Annotated in this window: 19 protein-coding genes; 16 read left to right on the top strand and 3 right to left on the bottom strand. The window is 44.8% G+C overall.

Annotated features, from left to right (window positions below):
• The first annotated feature begins 1 nt into the window (after window position 1).
• Window positions 2-1993: an LTA synthase family protein gene (locus tag ACP7FG_RS05860; RefSeq protein WP_439225835.1), complete on the top strand. Its 1992-nt coding sequence runs from the start codon at window positions 2-4 to the stop codon at window positions 1991-1993.
• Between the two features lie 196 nt (window positions 1994-2189).
• Here ACP7FG_RS05860 and ACP7FG_RS05855 read toward each other — a convergent pair whose 3' ends face one another.
• Entirely contained in the window at window positions 2190-3995 is a 1806-nt protein-coding gene (locus ACP7FG_RS05855; protein WP_439225834.1) for a DUF4209 domain-containing protein, read from the bottom strand.
• A gap of 606 nt (window positions 3996-4601) precedes the next feature.
• Here ACP7FG_RS05855 and ACP7FG_RS05850 point away from each other — a divergent pair.
• The 8 genes from ACP7FG_RS05850 (at window position 4602) to ACP7FG_RS05815 (ending at window position 14715) form a co-directional block, all read left to right on the top strand.
• On the top strand, window positions 4602-4961 hold the full coding sequence (locus ACP7FG_RS05850) for a hypothetical protein (protein ID WP_439225833.1): 360 nt from the start codon (window positions 4602-4604) through the stop codon (window positions 4959-4961).
• A 76-nt stretch (window positions 4962-5037) separates the two neighbouring features.
• A complete protein-coding gene (locus ACP7FG_RS05845) occupies window positions 5038-5808 on the top strand; it encodes an HNH endonuclease (RefSeq protein ID WP_439225832.1) in 771 nt (256 codons plus the stop codon).
• A gap of 111 nt (window positions 5809-5919) precedes the next feature.
• Window positions 5920-7215, top strand: coding sequence for an SMODS domain-containing nucleotidyltransferase (locus tag ACP7FG_RS05840; RefSeq protein ID WP_439225831.1), 1296 nt, complete (start codon window positions 5920-5922; stop codon window positions 7213-7215).
• Between the two features lie 6 nt (window positions 7216-7221).
• Window positions 7222-7845: an SLATT domain-containing protein gene (locus tag ACP7FG_RS05835; protein ID WP_439225830.1), complete on the top strand. Its 624-nt coding sequence runs from the start codon at window positions 7222-7224 to the stop codon at window positions 7843-7845.
• A gap of 329 nt (window positions 7846-8174) precedes the next feature.
• On the top strand, window positions 8175-9662 hold the full coding sequence (locus ACP7FG_RS05830; protein WP_439225829.1) for a type I restriction-modification system subunit M: 1488 nt from the start codon (window positions 8175-8177) through the stop codon (window positions 9660-9662).
• On the top strand, window positions 9652-10920 hold the full coding sequence (locus ACP7FG_RS05825) for a restriction endonuclease subunit S (RefSeq protein WP_439225828.1): 1269 nt from the start codon (window positions 9652-9654) through the stop codon (window positions 10918-10920). The genes ACP7FG_RS05830 and ACP7FG_RS05825 overlap by 11 nt, the downstream gene beginning before the upstream one ends.
• Window positions 10917-13964: a type I restriction endonuclease subunit R gene (locus tag ACP7FG_RS05820; protein ID WP_439225827.1), complete on the top strand. Its 3048-nt coding sequence runs from the start codon at window positions 10917-10919 to the stop codon at window positions 13962-13964. The genes ACP7FG_RS05825 and ACP7FG_RS05820 overlap by 4 nt, the downstream gene beginning before the upstream one ends.
• Window positions 13957-14715 (top strand): M48 family metallopeptidase, encoded by a 759-nt coding sequence (locus tag ACP7FG_RS05815; RefSeq protein WP_439225825.1) that lies wholly within the window; start codon window positions 13957-13959, stop codon window positions 14713-14715. Before ACP7FG_RS05820 ends, ACP7FG_RS05815 begins: the two co-directional genes overlap by 8 nt.
• Window positions 14716-14949: 234 nt before the next feature.
• On the opposite strand, the gene ACP7FG_RS05810 is transcribed toward ACP7FG_RS05815, so the two are convergent.
• Window positions 14950-15156 (bottom strand): helix-turn-helix domain-containing protein, encoded by a 207-nt coding sequence (locus ACP7FG_RS05810; RefSeq protein ID WP_439225824.1) that lies wholly within the window; start codon window positions 15154-15156, stop codon window positions 14950-14952.
• A 146-nt stretch (window positions 15157-15302) separates the two neighbouring features.
• Here ACP7FG_RS05810 and ACP7FG_RS05805 point away from each other — a divergent pair, with 146 nt between their 5' ends.
• The 6 genes from ACP7FG_RS05805 (at window position 15303) to ACP7FG_RS05780 (ending at window position 18636) form a co-directional block, all read left to right on the top strand.
• On the top strand, window positions 15303-15542 hold the full coding sequence (locus ACP7FG_RS05805; RefSeq protein ID WP_439225823.1) for a hypothetical protein: 240 nt from the start codon (window positions 15303-15305) through the stop codon (window positions 15540-15542).
• Window positions 15535-16683: an Arm DNA-binding domain-containing protein gene (locus ACP7FG_RS05800; RefSeq protein WP_439225822.1), complete on the top strand. Its 1149-nt coding sequence runs from the start codon at window positions 15535-15537 to the stop codon at window positions 16681-16683. The genes ACP7FG_RS05805 and ACP7FG_RS05800 overlap by 8 nt, the downstream gene beginning before the upstream one ends.
• Window positions 16684-16700: 17 nt before the next feature.
• Window positions 16701-17030, top strand: a complete 330-nt coding sequence (locus ACP7FG_RS05795; RefSeq protein ID WP_439225821.1) for a hypothetical protein — start codon at window positions 16701-16703, stop codon at window positions 17028-17030.
• 12 nt (window positions 17031-17042) lie between these two features.
• Window positions 17043-17645, top strand: coding sequence for a hypothetical protein (locus tag ACP7FG_RS05790; RefSeq protein ID WP_439225820.1), 603 nt, complete (start codon window positions 17043-17045; stop codon window positions 17643-17645).
• Between the two features lie 6 nt (window positions 17646-17651).
• A complete protein-coding gene (locus ACP7FG_RS05785; RefSeq protein WP_439225819.1) occupies window positions 17652-17987 on the top strand; it encodes a helix-turn-helix domain-containing protein in 336 nt (111 codons plus the stop codon).
• 259 nt (window positions 17988-18246) lie between these two features.
• Window positions 18247-18636 carry a hypothetical protein gene (locus ACP7FG_RS05780; RefSeq protein WP_439225818.1) on the top strand — a complete coding sequence of 130 codons (390 nt, stop codon included), beginning with the start codon at window positions 18247-18249 and terminating at the stop codon, window positions 18634-18636.
• Between the two features lie 29 nt (window positions 18637-18665).
• On the opposite strand, the gene ACP7FG_RS05775 is transcribed toward ACP7FG_RS05780, so the two are convergent.
• A complete protein-coding gene (locus ACP7FG_RS05775; RefSeq protein ID WP_439225817.1) occupies window positions 18666-19397 on the bottom strand; it encodes an HNH endonuclease family protein in 732 nt (243 codons plus the stop codon).
• Window positions 19398-19865: 468 nt separating this feature from the next.
• Between ACP7FG_RS05775 and ACP7FG_RS05770 the strand changes: the two genes are divergently transcribed.
• Window positions 19866-20051 carry a hypothetical protein gene (locus tag ACP7FG_RS05770; RefSeq protein WP_439225816.1) on the top strand — a complete coding sequence of 62 codons (186 nt, stop codon included), beginning with the start codon at window positions 19866-19868 and terminating at the stop codon, window positions 20049-20051.
• The last annotated feature ends 91 nt before the right edge of the window (window positions 20052-20142 follow it).

The following is a 20142-nucleotide window of genomic DNA, read 5'->3' as shown; positions in this document are numbered from 1 at the left end:
AATGAGCAATACACCTTTACTAAGAGAACTGAAGTCGTCGCTATTCCAATACCGGACGCTTATAGCGGGTTTTTCGCTCGGCTTAATTATCCTAAGTATTAGTCGCTTACTATTATTTATATGGCAGTTTGATCGCGTAACTGAGGCAGGAAACCTCAGTTACCTGATGTTGATGGGCCTCAGAGCAGACATCGTTCAAATGGGTTATCTAACATTACCTCTTTTGCTATTCGCGCCATTATTTTTAAATCGTTGGGGTGCAAGAGCTTGGCAAAAAGTTCAAAGCATTTGGTTGATTATTGCTATCACCTATATCACGTTTATGGAGGTCTCAACGCCTGCTTTTGTTATGCAATACGATTTACGGCCTAACCGTCTGTTTATTGAGTATTTAGAGTACCCCAAGGAAGTGCTAAGTACCCTTTGGGGAGGATTTAAAATCTGGTTGCTTTTGACCGCGGTAGTGTTGAGTACTTGCCTGTACGGACTAATTAAGCTTGCTAAGCGACTAAACCAGGCAACTTATGGTCATAATCAATACACTGGCAGGGCGCTTATTGTTTGGCCGCTTTTGATGGTGCTTGTTTTTGCCGGCGTGCGTTCAACCTTAGCACATCGCCCTGCGAACCCCGCATTTTTTGCCGTTACATCGGATGCTTTGGTGAATAGTTTAGTTATCAGTTCGGCCTATTCGCTAGAGTACGCAATTTACAGTATGCGGCACGAGGAAAATGCCTCACGAATCTATGGAGATGCCAGCTTAGAGGAAATTCTTAACACAGTTCGAGCCCAGCCACACCTGGCAGACAAGGCATTTCCATCTGAGGAGTACCCCACAGTGCACTTTAATAAAGCCTCCCGGAGCTTCGACAAACCCAAAAATATCGTCATTATTTTGGAGGAAAGCTTAGGCGCGACTTTTGTTGAAGATCTCGGTGGTATCAATGTCACGCCAAACCTACAGCAACTTAGGAAGGAAGGGTGGTGGTTTCAGCAGCTTTACGCAACAGGCACTCGGTCAGTTCGTGGTATTGAGGCGGTTATTTCCAGCTTCTTACCCACTCCGGGAAGGAGTACGGTGAAACTTTCATTGTCTCAGCAAAATTTTTATACCGCTGCTGATCTGTTGTCGCGGGAGGGATATTTCACTGAGTTTCTTTATGGTGGTGAAACCCACTTCGACAACATGGGGAGTTTTTTCGCAAGTAATGGTTTCCAGTCTATTCTTGGACAGAGTGACATTGATAACCCCAAGTTTGTCGGTAGCTGGGGAGCGAGCGATGAGGATCTGTTTAACACTGCTCATAAAAGGTTTGAGAAACTAGCTAAAAAGAATACGCCTTTTTTTAGCTTGGTATTTACTTCGTCAAACCACGAACCCTTCGAGTTTCCGGACGATAAAGTGGAGCTCTATTCTACGCCAAAAAACTCGGTAGAAAACGCTGTCAAATACGCTGACTTTGCGCTGGGTAAGTTTATCAACAAAGCAAAGACGAGTAATTACTGGGAAGATACGATTTTTTTGATTGTTGCTGATCACGATACGCGCGTCTATGGAAACGAGTTAGTTCCCATCCAAAAGTTCCGTATTCCAGGACTTATTCTGGGGGGATCTATTCAACCCAAAGAGATTAATGAAATTATCAGTCAGATTGACTTAATGCCCACGGTTATATCGCTTGCAGGTATTTCTGCCTGGACGCCTGCGATAGGTCAAGATATTTCTAATGATACCGTGCCACCGGCTAATCGTGCGATGATGCAATTTGGTAATAACTACGCATGGATGACACCTGAAGGGGTGGTGATTTTAACTCCTGGAGAGGATAGGACCGGCCGCTATAACTTTGATGAGCGCAAATTTGTGACTGACCAAAATATCAGTCAGCGGTTGCGTAATGAGGCACTAGCGCATGCATTATTGCCTTCTTGGCTATATCAACACCGAGCATATTTTGTCCCAGAACGTTTAACTAAACTCTCTAACGAGTAGACATTAGTTAGCAATTAGATTAAAGGCTTCAACTTGAGCGATTGTGGGGCTGCTACTTGGGCCGTAATCAGTCCGCTCATCGCTCACAGCAGACCTTCAGTTCTGAGCCAATAGTGAGTAGCAATGATTGGCATTCAAGCTATAGAAAAGGGACGAGCAAGGAGTAACACCACTCCCAAAAAAATTCTAGGTAAATTTAATTTACTTCTGCATCGCAGTTGACCGGTAACTTTCCTCGAACGCTATCTACTAGCATTCGCAGTATTATCCACCAGGCATGAAGCCCCATGAAGTTCTGACACTCCTTTTCACATAGAAGGCCATGGGCCACCTTATTTCGGAAGTTATACGCAGAGGGCTCGGTAAAAATAGCCTTAAGCTCTTCAGTCAACTCACTACCCAAAACTGTTTTGCATTCTTCTTGTTTCAGAAGAGCTCCCAAGCCAAGTTGGGATGCCACGCCATTGCTGTCATAGGTGACAGTCAACGCGTTAGCCTCTGTAAGCATTCTGCGAATAATGTTTTCCAAAAGTGGCGCTAGTATATATACCGCTTGTGCTAGCTCTCTACACCAGCCTAAAAATAAACCATTAGCAACCAAGCGACGTTGGTTTGTAGGAACAATTGGTGAGGTTCTGCATAGCGCTTCAAACATATCAGTATCAATATTATGCTCTACATTAATCCTATCGATTGCCGGCAACACACTGCCCATCATCATATACTGGGAAGTACCTTGAAATGCTTGAAATGCCAGCATATTTGATGAACTGCTTTGCGCTATAGCGAAGCCCTCTCTGTCAAAATGAATAGCGTTAGCAACAAGATCAGCAATAAAACTCCTTTGGGACAACTTCTGAGCCTCAATCGCTTGTGACATTAGGTTTGGCTCACAACAATAAGCTAAATGACTAACGGCTACTTCAGGGATTTGCTTTCCAGAGACTTTCCTCTCAGACTCGGCACGTACGGGGGATACGTCGACCGACTCCCCACTGATCTCGGTCATCGACTCATTGGCCAAGCGACCGTATTTCGGAAACTTGTGGTGTAGCTCTGTAATCAATTTATTAACACAGTGTTTATCACGTTGAGCATTTGGGATCTCTCGCAAGGTTGCAAGCGCTTTTGCTGCATTAAAATGCGCCTCGAATGCTCGTCCGTCTAGGCTCTGCTCAGCCATGTCAAAAAAACACCGGCCCTCAAAAGCTTTAAGGCGAATGCTATTATCACTGTCACCCAATATGTCAGCCTTTTCAGATGCCAGATTGAATACTCTTTGGGCGAGATAGTGACTCCCATCTTCAACCAGCTTATGAGCCGTTTGTTCAATGCTAGACTGTAGCTCAACGAGCATATCATTCGTTAATCCTTGTCGATCGGCACCGGTTGAGTGAAGTGCATGACCAAGAATAAATACCGCATCGGGCTCTTCCGTCCAATGCCGTTGAATTAGTCCCAGCATCTCTTCTGCTATCATGCTGACTTTATCTTTAAGTTTGAGCATTTGGGCGAGCATAATAGCTCTTGTAACATTCACTTTAAGTGTGTATTCGGAAAATGAAGAGAGATCAGGTAAGGCAATATACTCCTCTATCGCAGCCGAAGCGTGTTTAGTGTTTCGCCCACCTAACCAAAGGGTATCCGCCACTCGCGCTTTTAGTAAAGGATCATCAATGTGAGGCAAAATGTCTTCTAGGGTGGCCAGAGTGTTTGGACCGAGATCTTTGGGGAGTAGAAAGCGTGTATCTCTTTGTTGTCTATGCCACATAGTCTCAAAAGGTTCGCTCATCTTCTCTGGAGTAAACGCCAATTCAGCCAGACTCCTTAGAACGGACAGTGTTTTTTTTGCTCCCTCTGACGCCGTCTCATTATAAGCGTCACGAAGGCTGCGCGATAAAGAGTCATAGCAATATCGTTGTCCTTCAAGAGTCGTATGTGTCCATTCACAATCTAGGTAGTTTTCTAATGATATTTCAAGTTCTATTCCTTCGTGAGTCATTGTATTCCCAACCGCGTTGAAGTTTTTGTCTCGAGAGGCAACCCATATCTGGAGCGGTGTAAGCCAAACTAAACTGTACCAAAACAAACCAAACAGCAACCTAGCATGCTTTATCTTCAAAAGTATCAATTTCTAATACTGTATAACCACTGAATTACTAAATATCTCGCTTCCATAGATTAGAATGGACCTAGGTTCACAGGTCAAATGTGTGCAATTAATGAAAATCGCACGTCTGCTATGAGCGAGCAGCGGACCTTCTAACGTTCGGCCTACTTCAACTAATGACTAACCGTCCCACTATTAGTAAGTGTCGATGACGCAAACCATAAGTGGCACGGTCACTTCGGAAATATTGCGCGTTTTGTCATTGTCTTGTGTATTTAAGTCGTTTACTGTCAATGACATAACGAAAAATTAAAGTTAGATTTTTTGCGCTCGGTAGAGTGTAATTGAGTATGCTCAAATTGCCTTTGCTAGCTCGTAACTTTTCAAGTCAGGAGTACTTGCTTAATCAGTAAGTTAAGAACCGAGAACTATCAATTAAATGAGTTCCGAAGTGCGCACGCACAATATATAAATGTTAGATCACCAAAGGAACAACCAATGGTTAAAGACCTTAAAAGGTCAATACGTGACAAGTACAAGCGAAGAGAAAGAAACCTCTATCATATGCTTGAACAATATCTGATCTATGCCGGAGACCGTCTTGATGGGAACCGGGCTGGAAAGATAAGAGATCGAGAGAGAGTCGAAAAGCTGATCTCGAAATGCAAAGAATTATTACAGGAAATTCCAGTTCCAAAAGAATATGAAATCGATACTAATATGGATATTGAGGATCTCTTGGGCGAAAATGACACGGATCAAATACTCAAGGAAATGAAAGAGAGGTCTGACAATTTGACCGAGAAAGAATGGGAAGAAATAAGGAGCTATGATGATGAATCATCACCTAACAAGTAGCTCCACCAGAGAAAATACTCGCTACGCTTGCACTTTCCCAGTGAGCCAGGCGTTAAGTGAATAAGGGAGAGTCAGAATGAATCGAAATCCCCCAACAGAAGTGAAGAGAACACTAAGAGAAGAAATTGGATTTGGATGCCCTGTGTCGGGTTGCGGATTACCATATTTAGAATGGCATCATTTTGATCCTCCTTGGCATGTAACGAATCACCATAATCCTGAAGGAATGATTGCTTTATGCCGCATGCACCATATACAAGCAGATCATGGAGCGTTTTCTGTGGAGCAGCTTCATAAGTTAAAGCAATCTGGTAAAAACAATTGGCGGCAAGTGAGCGGTAAATTTAATTGGATGAGAAACCGTCTTTTAGCTGTAGTGGGTGGTAACTTTTACTATGAGACCCCCGTGATTTTCAAATTTAGAGAACAGCCAATTATTTGGTTTGAACGAGATGAAAATCACTACTTACTATTAAACCTTCACATGCTTTCCACTAGCAATGAGCCTCGTGCCTACATAAAAAATAACGAATGGTATAACGTAGGGGGTGAAGAGGATATTGAGTGTCCGCCGTCAGCTAAAAAGTTAAAAATAAGATATCCAAACGGCGATCTGGTTCAGATTGAATTTTTTGAATTGAATAATGTAGACGAGGCTGAGAAGCGTTATCCTGACGCCAGAGTCAGAGAGTGGCCTATAGAGCTTCCAGTTACTGCCGTTGAAGTCACAAATATTGTTGCTAATTCAGGATTAGAGTTTAATGCTAAAGAAACAAAGTTTGGTAACGGCAATGTCATGAAAAACTGCTTTGCATCCAATTGTGGAGCGGGGCTGGTAATCAGCTAACAAGCGGCTGCTAAGGACAGCATTACGCTGCGCTCCATGCAGCGCCAGATCCGGGCGTTAAGCAATCCATGAAAATGATCTATTCCCACCAAAATATAGGAAATAAGCTGAATGCCAATATCAGATATGTTTAGTGATTTTTTGGATAATATAAAAGTCGATAGCGCCGACACAATCAGCCTTCGTTATGGTGAAATTTCATCCGCACTAAACAAGTGCTTTCGTGATACCGACTCCAAAACTGCAAACTCATTGAGAGTAGGGTCGTATGGACGTTGGACTGCGATCAAGAGTGTTTCAGACCTTGATATGATGTATATCATGCCAAAGTCAAAATGGGATCACTATAAGGATGGAAAACAGTCAAAATTACTCAGTGACGCTAGGGATGCAATTAAAGCTAGATATCGAACAACCAAGGTTAAGGTAGACCAGCTTATTGTGAAGGTTAGTTACGCTGACTTCGATGTAGAGGTTCAGCCCGTATTTGAGAACGATGACGGAAGCTACACCTTTCCATACACCTATGATGGTGGTAGCTGGAAAAAAACTAAGCCTTGTGAAGAAATGGCGGCGATGACAGAGTTTGATAAGCAAAAGAATAGGAATTTGCGTCGCTTATGTAAGATGACTAGGGCTTGGAAAAATAGGCATGGCGTGGTTATGGGTGGACTGCTCGTTGATACATTAGCTTATAACTTTCTTAAATCAACTAGTAATTATGATAATAAAAGCTTCACCTCATATGATGAGCTGTGTAGAGATTTTTTTGCGTACTTGAAGGATCAACCCGATCAAGATCACTATAAGGCGTTAGGAAGCAATCAAAATGTGAATGTGAAAAAGAAGTTCCAACCCAAGGCAAAAAAAGCTTACAACCTTTGTGTTAAAGCTATTCAAGCGGGCACTGAAAACAAAGCTTACGGTCGTTGGAAAAAAGTGTTTGGAAGGGACTTTCCTACTGCTCCAGAAATCACCACAGAAGCGCTAGTGGGTAAAGCTGCCAAGACATGGAGAAACACAGAACAGTTTGTAGAGGACCTCTACTCATTGCACATCGACTATCAGTTGGAAATCGACTGCGATGTCTATCGTGCTGACAATACCCGTAACTCGTTGAGACAGTTGTTGGCTAGAGGCTACGGTATCAGTAGTAATAAAAAGTTGATATTCAAAATTAAATCCTGCGACGTGGCTGAGCCTTATGAAGTGAGGTGGAAGGTATTAAATCGAGGTGCTGAAGCTAGGAGTAGGGATTGTATTCGTGGTGAAATCATGGATAGCAATCTCTCTAATAATCGTAGAAAAGAAAAATCTGATTTTAAAGGTAATCATCTCGTTGAATGCTACGTGTTGTTGGGTAATCGAGTCGTTGCTCGTGATGAAATCGAAGTACCAATTTTGTGAGGGATTATGAATAAAGGTGATCTTTTAAAAAGCATTGCAGATAAAGGCTATGACGTAGGGTTTGGTGCCAAAAAGCACTTTGCCACCTATGACATTGTCGAAAAGGTACCTGGATTGATTAGCTTTACTGCTATGGCTTTTGGTATTTTTGCGTTAGTTGTTGATGGTCTTTCTACTGAATTCACTTCTGCAATATTTATCATTTTAGGCGTCGTGGGGTTATACATCAATTTTTATAATCATCAAAAGCAAGACTATGCGTCAGTTGGGACGGAATTGACGAAGCTCTATAATGATATCAAGGCTTTGTATCTTAGAGTGAAAGTCTTGGATGAGTCTGCAGATTGTACTTCCTATCAAGAGGAGCTTTCTGAATTAGAACAACGGTTGTATGGTAACTGTATTAACAAGCAAATCTTATTCAGTAACTGGTATGCACACTACAAATTTTTTTGGGAACATCAAATTGAATGGGTTGATAGAGAGAAAAATTTTACGTTCTGGCGTGATAAAATTCCACTCTCGTTAACGGTAAGTGTTGTTGTAGCAATCATAATTGCGATTTTCAGCTTTTCGCCCCTTATGAGCAAAGCTTGTTCATTTGTTGGTGCCTCTTCTGCATGGAATTAAACAATTGAGGCAGGGGCAGTAACAAAAAGAACCTGAGGCGATTAGCTTTAAACCATATCAGATGCCCAGCTTAACAATCAGTTGCAGCAGACGCAGTGAACTGTGTAACTGAACTGGGCTTAAAGGTCCGCTCCTGGCACACAACGGACGGTCGGCTTCGAGGCAACATCAACGGCCTCAATTCTTGCCTATTCTATCGCTCCAAAGAATAAAAGTTCAGGGATGATAAGCTCATAACGGCCGGTTACTCTGTAGAAATACCCTTTTAGAAAGATTAACCTAGCTAAGATAAAATGCCTTTTAGCAACTTTACCGAAAGGATTACGGGAATGGCAGTAACACTGAACGAATTAGAGCAGCATCTATGGGGTGCAGCGAACATACTGCGTGGCAGCATTGATAGCGGCGAGTACAAAAGCTACATATTTGGCTTGTTGTTTTTCAAACGCCTAAGTGACGTGTGGCAAGAAGAGTACGAAGAAAAGCTGGCTGAATATGGCAATAAAGAGCTGGCAGCTGATGCAGATGAACACCGTTTTGATTTACCAGAGGAACAGCGCTGGTCAGACGTACGCCAACATACCACCAACATTGGTGAGCACCTAAACGCAGCGTTTCAGGCGGTGGAAGATGCCAACTTCAAACTGCGTGGAATCTTCCAGAGTGTGGACTTTAATAACAAAGAACGCTTCAGTGATTCTGTGTTAGAGCGTTTATTGCAGCACTTCGAAAAGTACGATCTGCGAAATAGCAATGTAGAAGCAGACGTATTAGGCAACGCTTATGAATACCTCATCAAGCAATTTGCTGATGATGGCGGCAAGAAAGGCGGTGAGTTCTATACGCCCAAAGAAGTTGTACGCTTGATGGTGGAGTGCTTGGAAATAGACGAGGGCATGAGCGTTTACGATCCAACCTGCGGCAGTGGCGGTATGCTGCTAGAAGCGTATCGCTCCGTTGAGCGGCATGGCAAGAACCCGCGTTCACTAAGCTTGTATGGACAAGAGCGCAACTTGAACACTTGGGCTATTTGCCAGATGAACTTATTTTTGCACGACATTGACGATGCAGATGTAAGACGTGGCGACACGCTCAGAGAGCCTAAGCACTTAGTGAATGACGATGCCAAAGCGCTGCGCAGTTTTGACCGTGTGATTGCCAATCCACCGTTCTCGCTAAAAGAGTGGGGGCACACGCAATGGAAAAACGGTGATGCATACGGGCGTGACATCTACGGCTGCCCACCAGCAAGTTATGGTGATTTAGCTTTTGTGCAGCACATGCTCGCAAGCTTAAACCAAAACGGCAAGCTGGCAGTGGTTGTACCGCATGGCGTGCTGTTTCGTGCAGGCTCAGAGGGCAAGATACGACAAGCAATGATTGATGCTGACATTGTAGAGGGAGTGATTGGGCTTGCACCTAACCTTTTCTACGGAGCAGGCATCCCAGCTGCTATTTTGCTGCTCAATAAATCAAAGCCAGAGCACTTGAAAAACAAAGTGATGATTGTGAATGGCGCAGAGCAGTTTGAAGAGGGACGTGCACAGAACTACTTGCGTGATGGACATATTGCGACATTGAGCAAAGCTTACTTGGCCTTTGCGGATGAAGAGCGCTTGAGCGCACTTGTCGCAACAAGCGACATTGCTGCTAACGACTACAACCTGAACATCACCCGCTACGTCAACTTAGGAGAAGCCGCAGAACAAATTGATGTGGCTATAGAAGTGCAACGCTTGCTGGAATTAACCGAAGCGCGTGACGAAGCGGAGAAGTGCATGATGCAGCACTTAAAGGAGCTGGGTTATGTTGAGTGAAGTGCCTGAAGGGTGGAGCGAGAAAGAATTAGAGCAGTTGCTATCGGTTTCTACGCCGGGCTTTTGGGGGAAAGAAGCTGGCGTGGAAGATACTGATATTCTAGTTTTGCGGGCAACAAACTTCACTAAAGGCGGCATACGTTATGAAACAGCGGCGTTGAGAAGTTTTCCGAATAAAAAGATTGAACAAAAAAAGCTAGAAAAAGGTGACCTTTTATTAGAAAGGTCAGGTGGCAGCGCAGCTCAACCTGTTGGTAGGATTCGTTACTTTGATGCGGAAGGTGCTTATAGTTTTTCGAATTTTTTTCAACTACTGCGCGTGGATGAAGCTCAAGTCAGAAGTCATTACACCTACTACATGCTGGACCACTTTTATGAAAATGGGGATACGGTTCAGTTGCAAAAAGCGACAACCGGAATCAGAAATTTAGCTTACAAAGACTATCTTTCAACTAAATTCCTTGTTCCCCCACTCACCGAGCAAAAGCGCATTGCCGAAGTGCTCAGCAGCGTGGACGAAAGCATACAAGCCACACAGCGTTTAATTGAGCAAGCGGAGCGCGTCAAGCAAGGCTTGATGGAAGAGTTGCTAACAGGCGGCTTGGGTAGTGAAGCCATTGAGCGTGGTGAAGTACCTGAGGGGTGGCAAAGTTTAACGGCTAAAGATTTGGCAGAAGTGAAAGGGCTGCAAACGGGGCCGTTTGGAAGCCAGTTAAAAGCAAACGAGCATATTGAAGTTGAGGAGCAAGGTGCTTGCAGAGTCATAATGCCTAAAAATATAAAAAACGGGCAAATTGACTTCGAAAGTGCTTCTATTATCACTGCTGACAAAGCTACTGATTTGGCTAAACACGCTTTGGAAATGGGTGATGTTCTTTTCGCAAGGCGTGGTGACTTATCTAAAGTTGCGATCTACTACGGTGCAAAAGAATCGATCTGCGGTACTGGTTGTTTAAGATTACGCCCAAAAAAAGAATTGGTTAACACGCATTTCCTTCGATTTCTTTTTACTAATCATAAGGCTATCGACTGGTTGCATGCCAATGCAGTGGGTGCAACGATGCTTAATCTGAATACGCAAATTATAGGCCGTTTGCCAGTTTTGTTACCACCAATCAAACAGCAAGAAGAGATAGCAAATGCTTTGATGGCTTTGGAAGACTTTTGCTTCCAACATGAGGTAAGGCTGAGCAGCTTTGCAAAGCTCAAAAAAGGCCTAATGGACGATCTGCTAACAGGAAAAGTAAGGACAGTATGATGAAAGGACGTGGCACGGAATGGCATTTTGCTGAGAAGCCTGCATTGGAATACCTGCAAACGCTTGGCTATGAATTTGTAGCTAAAGAAGCGCATGCAGCGCTGCGTGGCGCTGATAACCAAGTGATTTTCCGTCCACACCTCGTAGCTGCCTTACAGCGACTAAACGGCATTTCTGAACAAGATGCGATAGCCGCAGCGGCTGAGCTGGCGCGAAAAGAAGACAACGAAGAATGGATTGAGATAATGCGTGGCGACTTTGCACGCAATGTTGAGGGGCAAGCTACGCAGAAAACCCTGCAAGTTATCGATTTTCAAAACCCCAGCAACAACCAGCTTGCCGTCACGCAGCAGCTTTATGTGAAAGCCGAAAAAAGCCGCATACCTGATGTTGTGTTGTATGTGAACGGCTTGCCGCTTGTCGTTATCGAAGCAAAATCACCCATCAATCACAAAGATAAAAACGGTGAAGCCTTTGACCAGTTAAAGCAATATGAGCGTGATATTCCACGTTTGTTTTTCACCAACCTGTATAACATCGTAACCGATGGCACAACCGTGCTTTATGGGGCAACAGGCTCAAAAGCTAAGTTTTACGGTTACTGGCGTGACCCGCATCCACGTGAAGATAACTTTGATAATGAGTTGCACAAAGGGCTGTGGTCACTGTTAGAGCCCAGTCGCGTGCTGGATATTCTGGCGCACTTTGTGGTGTTTGAGCGCGAAGATGGCAAAGTAATTAAGAAAATTGCACGCTATCAGCAGTTTCGTGCAGTGAATAAGATGGTGGAGCGTGTAGCAGAGGGTAAGCATAAGCGTGGACTTATCTGGCATACACAAGGCAGTGGTAAATCACTGACAATGGTGTTTGCTGCGCTCAAGCTAAAGCATCATAGAACGGTCAAAATTGAAAAAGGGCAAAGCTCAGCGCTTGCCAACCCTAACTTACTTATTCTTACTGACCGCAAAGATTTAGACACGCAGATTTCCAATACCTTTGAAAATACAGGCCTACCAAACCCCACACCCATCAAAAGCATCAAACAACTGCGTGAACTAATGGGCACAGGCGTAGATGGGCAAACACTGCTAAGCACCATCTTTAAGTTTGAGGGCAGCACCAAAGCCATTGCGAATAGCGAAAACTGGATTGTAATGGTAGATGAGTGCCACAGAACGCAAGAAAAAGACTTAGGCGCAGCCTTGCGCGCCACACTGCCAAATGCCACTTTCTTTGGCTTTACAGGCACACCCGTCAAAAAGAACGATAAGAACACCTATGAAAACTTTGGTGTGGTGGGCGAGGGTTACTTGGACAAGTACGGCATCGATGATGCGGTGCGCGACAATGCCACTGTGCCCATTCGCTACACCAGCCGCAAAACCGAATGGCAAATTGACGAAACCAAAATTGATAGCTTGTTTGATACCTGGTTTGCCGAACTAAGTGATGAGCAGCTGGCGCAAATTAAAAAGCGTGGCGTTCGATTAGCGGACTTGGTGCGACACCCAAAACGCATTGAGCTGATAGCGTTTGATTTATGGACACACTTCAAAGAGTACGCAAAGCCAGATGGGTTCAAAGCACAGTTGGTAGCCTACGACAGAGAAGCGGTTGTGCTTTACAAGCAAGCACTCGATAAGCTGATTGCATCAGAGTACGAACGACAGGGTATGAGCAAAGAAGATGCATTGCGTTTGTCGCAAGAAGCGACAGCCTGTGTGTACAGTAAATCACAAGAAGATGATAAGCCCAGCGAAAACCAACACAAAAATGAAGTGCGTGAAAAGCTGGTGACTTGGTATGTGGATGACACTGCCGAAGATGAGCTGAAAAGACGCTTTAAGATACGACATGAAAACCCACAAATTCTGATTGTGTGCGACAAACTGCTAACGGGCTTTGATGCACCGTCAGAAGCGGTGATGTATTTAGACAAACCATTAAAAGAGCACACCTTACTGCAAGCCATAGCGCGCACAAATCGCGTGGCTGACGCGAAAAAGAAACAAGGCCTTATTGTCGATTACATTGGCGTGAGCAAACACTTAGACGAGGCGCTAGCAAGCTACAGAGCAGAAGACGTGCAAAACGCTATGCGTGACTTGGACGGTTTGCGCAGCGAGCTGGAAGCGGCACAACGTGAATTGCTGGTGTATGTGAAAGGCATTAAGCGCACAGGCAAAGACGTACGCTCAGAATATGATGCACTGATTAAAGCCATCGGCACAGAAGATGAATGGATATTGTTCCAGCGTAAAGTGCGCAACTTTGTCACGTTATACGAAGCACTTGCACCAGACCCTTGCGTTATCCCAATGAGTTACGATCTAAAATGGTTCGCTAACTTCCTGCTATTTGGCAAGCAAGTGTTCGAGAAAAAAGAAAGCTTTGAGCAAGCGGAGTACAGCGAAAAGATACGCCAGATGCTAGAAGAGCATTTGCACGTTACAGGGCTATCCACCATTGTGAAGTTGCGCAGTGTGATTGATGGCGAGTTTTGGGAAGAATTTGAAGATACTGATGATGAGAGCGAAGGCGACAAGCGCGCAGCAGCATTGAAGAAAACCACAGAGCTTCGCAAAATCACCGAAGCCAAGCTCGCAGAGAATCAACACCAGTACGCCAAGTTCAGTGAGAAGCTGAGAGAGCTGATTGAGCGCATGGACGACCAGCAACTAAGCTGGGGTGAGAAGTTAAAGGCCGCACAAGAGTATGCCAAGCAGTTAGACGAAGAGGGCAAAGCATACGAGGGCACAGGCATGAGCTTAGAAGGTCATGCGCTTTTGAAAGTAATTGAAGCTATAGAGGGTGATGATGTTGATGCAAACACCCAACGACAGCTTGCAGAAACAGCCGAACAGCTTTATTCAGACATAGACTTAGCACCGAAGCTATGGCACACAAAAGAAGGGCTTAGAAAGGAGCTTAGGCAGCGAGTACGAAGTGCAGCACACCAACTTGGTTGCAAACAACTCAAACAGCTTCCTATAGAAATTGAGCAAATTGCCATCAAGCACTTTGCGCGGAGCCAGCATGAGTGAGCAAACCAGCGCCAATGAAATCGTAATTGGCCGCAGGCACATTCCTTATCGCTTGGTGAAAAGCGCACAAGCGAATAAGTTAAAGCTGCAAATGACAATGGATGAATTTCAGGTCACAGCACCTGAGCAGGCAACCCTTGCTGATGTGCAGCTGGCGCTCAAAAAGAAGCATAAGTGGATTATAGAAAACTATGCAGCGCTGCAAGACTTGTATGAGAAAACTCACAAAGTTGCCAGATTCCGAACAGGCGCAAAATTGCCGTATTGGGGGCGTTTAGCAAAGCTGCACACACAACTAGCCGATGTGCAAAGCCCGGTAGTGAGCTATAAGAACGGTTTGTATGTGAGCCATCCAAACTACGCCACCAGTGAGGAGCATGACGACAAAATAGAAATCGCAATACACGACTTTTTGAAAGACAGATTTAGCACAGAAACAGCAAAGCTGGTCAGAAAGTACAGTGAGCTATTGGGTATCACAGCAACCTCGGTGCGTGTCAAAGCAATGAGTAAGCGCTGGGGTAGCTGCACCCTTGCAGGCTGTGTTTCACTGGACTGGCGATTAGTTTATGCACCAAAGCGCGTGGGGGCTTATGTCGTTGCACATGAGCTGGCACATCTAAAAATACACGATCACAGCGATAAGTTTTGGAACTTGCTTCAGCGAGTTTATGGCGATTTCAAACAAGAACACAAATGGCTTGAGAAAAATGAACACTTGCTCGGCTATAAACGGATAAATTTAAGGTAGCAGTACCAGCTGAATTTCAATTGCGTTTTAGAGGCCAGCAGTTCTGAGCATACAGTGGTGTATCCTTGGTTGATACTGGGAAGTGAAAACTCGCAGTCTGGATCGTGATAGTACCAGTTACGAGGCTCTGCCCGGTAACGTCAAATATGTCTTGATTTTAAAAACCTGACTTTCTAGCTTAAACTTCAACCCAGTTACAACTTGTTGCCTCCAAGTTGTTATTTAGCCTGTAATCTATGCTTTTTCCTTGTACTCGAATAAGTCACCAACATTACAGTTAAAGTACCTGCAGAGCTTTTCCATGGTTTCGAACTCAACTCTTTGTGCCGTCTCTTTATAAAGCAATGTAACGGTGTTCCTGTTTAGCCCTGTATCTCTCGCTACATCCATTACTTTGAGTTTTTTCTCACCCATCATCCGCGCTAAATGACACTTAATCATCACTACTCTCCATAAATGTCATCTTAAATAGCAAAAAGCTGTTGCAAATGTCATTTTGCGTGCTAATATGTCATTTAAGGTGACACGTTGATATTTCAAGAAACACTAAGTCATCTAGAGTAACACCGCTTTTAAGGAGATTCATTATGAAGAAAGAAATAACTTACTTAACAACAGTTGAGTTAGCGGAGCGAATTAAATACGACTCGAGAACTATTCGTGAGCGCTTAAAGGATTCTGTTTTATTGGAGGGTGTTCATTACATCCGCCCATTTGGTGGACGCAAAACACTGTATTTATGGGAGACGATCCAGGAAGACATGATGCGCTCGTCTATGAGCAATAGCTTTGTTCCTATGGCAGGTGGGGGAGCAGCTCATGGGTAAAGTGTATGCACGAAAAGATACAGGAAAAATCTTTATCGATTTTTCATATAAGGGGCAGCGCTGCCGCGAGCAAACGGCGTTGCCTGACACCAAACCGAACCGAAAAAAAGTCGAGAAACTGCTTGAGCGGATTGAAGCTGAAATAACGCTCGGTGTGTTTGATTACGCAAAAACTTTCCCTAACAGCCCACGAGCGGGGAAGTTTAAAAAGCTGGATATGGGGCAGGGTGACACGCCGTTATTTGAGGGGTTCGCTAACACTTGGTTTGAGGAAATGCTCATCCAGTGGCGTAAGTCGCACCAGTCAAAAATTCGCATGACGTTAAATAACTATCTTATTCCCCAGTTTGGAGAAGAAGAGGTTGGCCGCATCACCAAAGCCAGTATTCTTGAGTTTCGAGCATCTCTCGCCAAAGTGACCACTCGGACTCAAACACCATTATCAGCATCGCGTGTCAATCAAATTATGAATACGCTGCGGATGATATTGGATGAGGCAGCCAACCGATATAATTTTAGCTCACCTTATCAGGGAATTAAATCGCTAAAAATTCCGCGCACGTCCGTAGAGCCTTTCAGGCTGGAGGAAGTTCAGCTCATCCTGGAAAACGTGCGTGCGGATTTTCGAAATTACTACACCGTTCGTTTCTTTACTGGTATGCGCACGGGAGAGATTGACGGGCTGCAGTGGGATGCCGTTGATTTTGACCGTCGCCAAATCGCTGTTAAGCGGGCATTGGTTAATGGTGAGATTGAGCAAACTAAAAATCACAGCTCATACCGCATCATCGACATGAACGAGATGGCGTACCAGGCGCTTAAAGCTCAGCAAACGGTAACGGGTGACAGTGACTTTGTCTTTTGCACCCGCATTGGCACACCGCTTAGTCATAACAATGTCACCAAGCGTGTCTGGTACCCACTATTGCGTTACCTGGGCTTACCTAAACGTACGCCCTATCAAACGCGCCATACCGCCGCAACACTCTGGCTGGCTTCGGGTGAGAACCCAGAATGGATAGCTCGCCAGATGGGGCACACAACGACGGAAATGTTGTTCCGTGTGTACTCCCGGTATGTCCCGAACTTAACCCGTCAGGACGGCTCTGCATTTGAGCGTCTTTTAGCACAGAATTTTTAACCCATAAGGTGGATACGATGAGCCCATTTAACCGATACATTGAAAACAGCCGCCGCGAGCAGAAACTCCGTCGAGAGCTCTCTGGTTACCTGGCCAATAAGCTTGTTGGTGAGCTTGGAATAAAAGAAGGCAGTGAGCTGGTGCCATTTATTGGCTTAGGGACGGAGAAAAACAACCAGGAAGCGGTCGAGACGTGGGTCTATTACGTTTGCTCTGAGATGAAGCTGTCCTTCGGCGATAAGCACTTCAATACTCTGCTTTGTATTTTGGAGCCGGTTGTTGACCGCCTGAGTGCCGATTTAAAACTTCCTATCACCATCAGTAAACAAGCTGATATCAATTCATAACAGGAGGATGCTATGCATCACTATATTGGAATGGCGCCGAGCCAACCGGCTCTGCCTATACTGAATGGAGTTATCGTTGATACTTCTTTTGTAGCAATGAACTTATTGCGCTATTGTCAGCCGCATTTTTTAGAGCTTCTGGAAGCGCACTATCAGCCAAAGCAAGAGAACGACACTGGTCTTTCGGTGGCTTACTTGGCTTTTGAGTGCTGGGTGCGCGAGCTTTACTGCTATAGCCCGGATGCCTTTAAAAATGAGCCGCAGCTTGTCGACCATTTAATGGCTCGACAAGAAGGCGTCAAAGGCATGCTGGAGTTAAAGCATTGTTACAGCCTGTACGCACTAAAAGGCATGAAAAGCATCGAGATGATAGTCGATGCCGCTCAGCGCCTGCAAAAATCTTATCCGATTGTGCCTGAGCAGACCGACCTGGTTGAGCGCTTAGGCACCGGTAATGAGAAATCCAATGCGATGGCTCTTATTACGTGGGTTGAGCGCCAGTTGTCGACACGCGTGTTAAAAGGCGAAAGCTGCCATATTGATAAGCTCATCATTCCTTACTGGAATGTAGTGGGTTACCAGGATGAATATCAGTATGTGCTTCCTGCCGAATAAGTCGCTATGAAAAAAATGACGCATGAAATGACACTGACTGACGCAGCCCGGTACGTCAATGTGTCGTACCGGACGCTTCAGCGGTGGGTAAGCAAAGGGCGCGTTAAATCGCGCCTTTTTCATGGTCGCCGCTATATCGATACGACAACACTGCCAGGCTGTCGTACGACAATGTCAGGTGACACGATGTCGTATAAGGTACTGACAGAGCTTTTGCAGATTGTTCAGTCACTGATTGATATGCAGCCGGTGAGTGATATACAAAGTATTAACCGACGCCGTGAACTACGAGCTCAGGTTGATGCACTCCTCGTGCTACTCGATGATACGAACCGAGATTAGCGCCTGAGAGCCAAATGCTCTTGGGATATGAATGACCCGATGAATGGCAAGCGTTTCGTTGTTAAAAAAGATGTATTCGCCAATGGTGGGAATTCGGGATAATGTGATGGATTGTGTGGTGCTACCATCCGCTAATAAGGTAACTTTAGGCACAGGAAACTCCTTTTCTTTAAAAGAAAAAGTGTAGCGTAAGGGTGGCGTCAACGACTATCCGCAAAAGGATGACAGTGCCGTACGACAATAACGACAAAGGGACGACATGACGGACAGTAATATCGTTAATGAATACACAGAAGGGCTGGAGTTCACGCCGGAAAAAACTGAGAAGGCGCTCAATGTTGCCTTCAATATACTGGATAAGTGGTCGTTCAATGATACTGAGAAGCGCGCGACACTTGGCTTATCAGATACCGTCTCTTTGGATAATAAGTCCGTGATTGCGAAAGCTGCGGGTATTAAACTGCAATTTCGCTTGTCCATTATAATTGGCTTATATGCCGATCTAAAAATACTGAGCTCATCCCATGAGCCAATGATTGCTTGGTTACGGCGTCCGCTTTCAAACGGCAAGGTACCTATTAATGTGCTGATGTCTGACAATTACCCGGAAATGCTCAACCTTCGTCGGGCAGCGAAAAATCTGCGATAACCGCTTAAGTCCAGTATGAATGACAGGATTTATTTTGCGCAAAGCTTTTGTTGCAGGCTGCGAACCCTATCTTGATAGCTTCTCTCCAATTCGTACGTTATCAATACACGCAAATACCGGGTGGCATAGTTGCAATGGTAGGCTTCGTTGGGTGGTAGCCATTCGAGTACTGATTTAGCGCCCTTTGATTGATTGGTACCATCATCGACTACAAGTAAATTGATAGGATCATTCGCAAAACGCTCCCGCTTTTCATCGCTCCAGGACGATGCACCGGTATCCCAGGCACGTTTCAGAGCCACAACATGGTCGACGTCCACATCGGAGCTGTTGAAGAATATTCTACCGGTGTAAGGGTCATTCCAGCGGCCACGGACTACCCGACAGTTATCATCTGAGTAATGAACCGGACCGGTGGATAGTTTTTCCAGTAATTCATGGCGCTCGTTTAAACAGTCGCCGTCTTTATCAACCCAGTGGTTAAAAGCGCTACGCTCATAGCCCGTTGATTGCGACTGTTTGTGCGTGGATGTGTAGCCTTTGGGTAAGCGACCGCCACTTTCGAGGCAAGCGTCAAGCGTATCGTAAGGCGTGAAGTTTTTGGTTCTCGAATACCAGCGACTGTCCTCAGCATGACAAATGCCGCTGTTGCTTTTCTTTACCGCAGGCTCGGGCGACGTCGCTAAGACTGACGTGCTCGCTATAAGCAAAAAAGTGAGCGCACTGATACTTAACAAACGATACAACCGTCCTTGTGCCATGCTTTGCTCCATTTCTTACAATGAACTCATCGTTCGCGATTGTTCTCAGTCGCCTTTAACCGATTTATACCCCAGATACCAATAGCAAAAAAAGCGGTTAATCCAACAATTAGCATCAACAGTAGCCATAGTTGCTCAGTTGTCATAATGCTTTCTCCTATTAACGAATCGCGTGTTAGCCAGAGTTAGCTCTCAGCATACCGACTTAGTCTGAGTTTTGCTAAAAATTAAAAGAGGCATCATACTTGTCAATATAAGTGCCGCTGCTGATTGTTAATTACCAATGAAGCATTAAAATAACGTTCGGTAGTTCGCTAGCTAACATAGGGAGGCTGGTAGTGATTGAAGCAAGGGTAGAAAAGTTAAAACTTTCACACAAAGAGTCGGAGCTTCTGGTTGTGCTCAATGAATATACAAGTCATGCGGATGAGCTAGCCGAGTTAATTTTTGAAAAGGAGATAATCCCGAATGAGCCGTAAGACACCAAATAGTGAACAAAACCCCAAATACGAGAAGCAGGGACATGTCAACGAGTATAGCCTTGGCGAGTTATTATCAAAAAGCCCGGCTGGCTGCTTTAAACTTAACTCAGAAGATAAGCAGTGGTTAAGCGGCCAGATTATTGAGGGGAATCCGTCGAGTTCAGATAAATAGTGCTGCTGATATGGCGGTGTTTGCTGTTTAATCGTAGCGCTAAGAAACGCTTCTTAACCAACCTTATCAGGGTGGACTGGCATCTTAATCT

Source organism: Idiomarina sp. ST10R2A5 (assembly GCF_051842325.1).
GTDB lineage: Bacteria > Pseudomonadota > Gammaproteobacteria > Enterobacterales > Alteromonadaceae > Idiomarina > Idiomarina abyssalis.
The sequence above is the reverse complement of the archived record's forward strand: the minus strand, read 5'-3'. Positions and strand labels throughout refer to the sequence as shown.

Bases quoted from the DNA above. Each gene is read 5' to 3' on its own strand.
- ACP7FG_RS05785 (WP_439225819.1), top strand. From the start codon at position 17,652: ATGAAAAAAATGACGCATGAAATGACACTGACTGACGCAGCCCGGTAC.
- ACP7FG_RS05830 (WP_439225829.1), top strand. From the start codon at position 8,175: ATGGCAGTAACACTGAACGAATTAGAGCAGCATCTATGGGGTGCAGCG.
- ACP7FG_RS05855 (WP_439225834.1), bottom strand. From the start codon at position 3,995: ATGACTCACGAAGGAATAGAACTTGAAATATCATTAGAAAACTACCTA.
- ACP7FG_RS05825 (WP_439225828.1), top strand. From the start codon at position 9,652: ATGTTGAGTGAAGTGCCTGAAGGGTGGAGCGAGAAAGAATTAGAGCAG.
- ACP7FG_RS05800 (WP_439225822.1), top strand. From the start codon at position 15,535: ATGGGTAAAGTGTATGCACGAAAAGATACAGGAAAAATCTTTATCGAT.
- ACP7FG_RS05805 (WP_439225823.1), top strand. From the start codon at position 15,303: ATGAAGAAAGAAATAACTTACTTAACAACAGTTGAGTTAGCGGAGCGA.
- ACP7FG_RS05775 (WP_439225817.1), bottom strand. From the start codon at position 19,397: ATGGCACAAGGACGGTTGTATCGTTTGTTAAGTATCAGTGCGCTCACT.
- ACP7FG_RS05840 (WP_439225831.1), top strand. From the start codon at position 5,920: ATGCCAATATCAGATATGTTTAGTGATTTTTTGGATAATATAAAAGTC.
- ACP7FG_RS05835 (WP_439225830.1), top strand. From the start codon at position 7,222: ATGAATAAAGGTGATCTTTTAAAAAGCATTGCAGATAAAGGCTATGAC.
- ACP7FG_RS05790 (WP_439225820.1), top strand. From the start codon at position 17,043: ATGCATCACTATATTGGAATGGCGCCGAGCCAACCGGCTCTGCCTATA.
- ACP7FG_RS05815 (WP_439225825.1), top strand. From the start codon at position 13,957: ATGAGTGAGCAAACCAGCGCCAATGAAATCGTAATTGGCCGCAGGCAC.
- ACP7FG_RS05795 (WP_439225821.1), top strand. From the start codon at position 16,701: ATGAGCCCATTTAACCGATACATTGAAAACAGCCGCCGCGAGCAGAAA.
- ACP7FG_RS05770 (WP_439225816.1), top strand. From the start codon at position 19,866: ATGAGCCGTAAGACACCAAATAGTGAACAAAACCCCAAATACGAGAAG.
- ACP7FG_RS05860 (WP_439225835.1), top strand. From the start codon at position 2: ATGAGCAATACACCTTTACTAAGAGAACTGAAGTCGTCGCTATTCCAA.
- ACP7FG_RS05810 (WP_439225824.1), bottom strand. From the start codon at position 15,156: ATGATTAAGTGTCATTTAGCGCGGATGATGGGTGAGAAAAAACTCAAA.
- ACP7FG_RS05850 (WP_439225833.1), top strand. From the start codon at position 4,602: ATGGTTAAAGACCTTAAAAGGTCAATACGTGACAAGTACAAGCGAAGA.
- ACP7FG_RS05820 (WP_439225827.1), top strand. From the start codon at position 10,917: ATGATGAAAGGACGTGGCACGGAATGGCATTTTGCTGAGAAGCCTGCA.
- ACP7FG_RS05845 (WP_439225832.1), top strand. From the start codon at position 5,038: ATGAATCGAAATCCCCCAACAGAAGTGAAGAGAACACTAAGAGAAGAA.
- ACP7FG_RS05780 (WP_439225818.1), top strand. From the start codon at position 18,247: ATGACGGACAGTAATATCGTTAATGAATACACAGAAGGGCTGGAGTTC.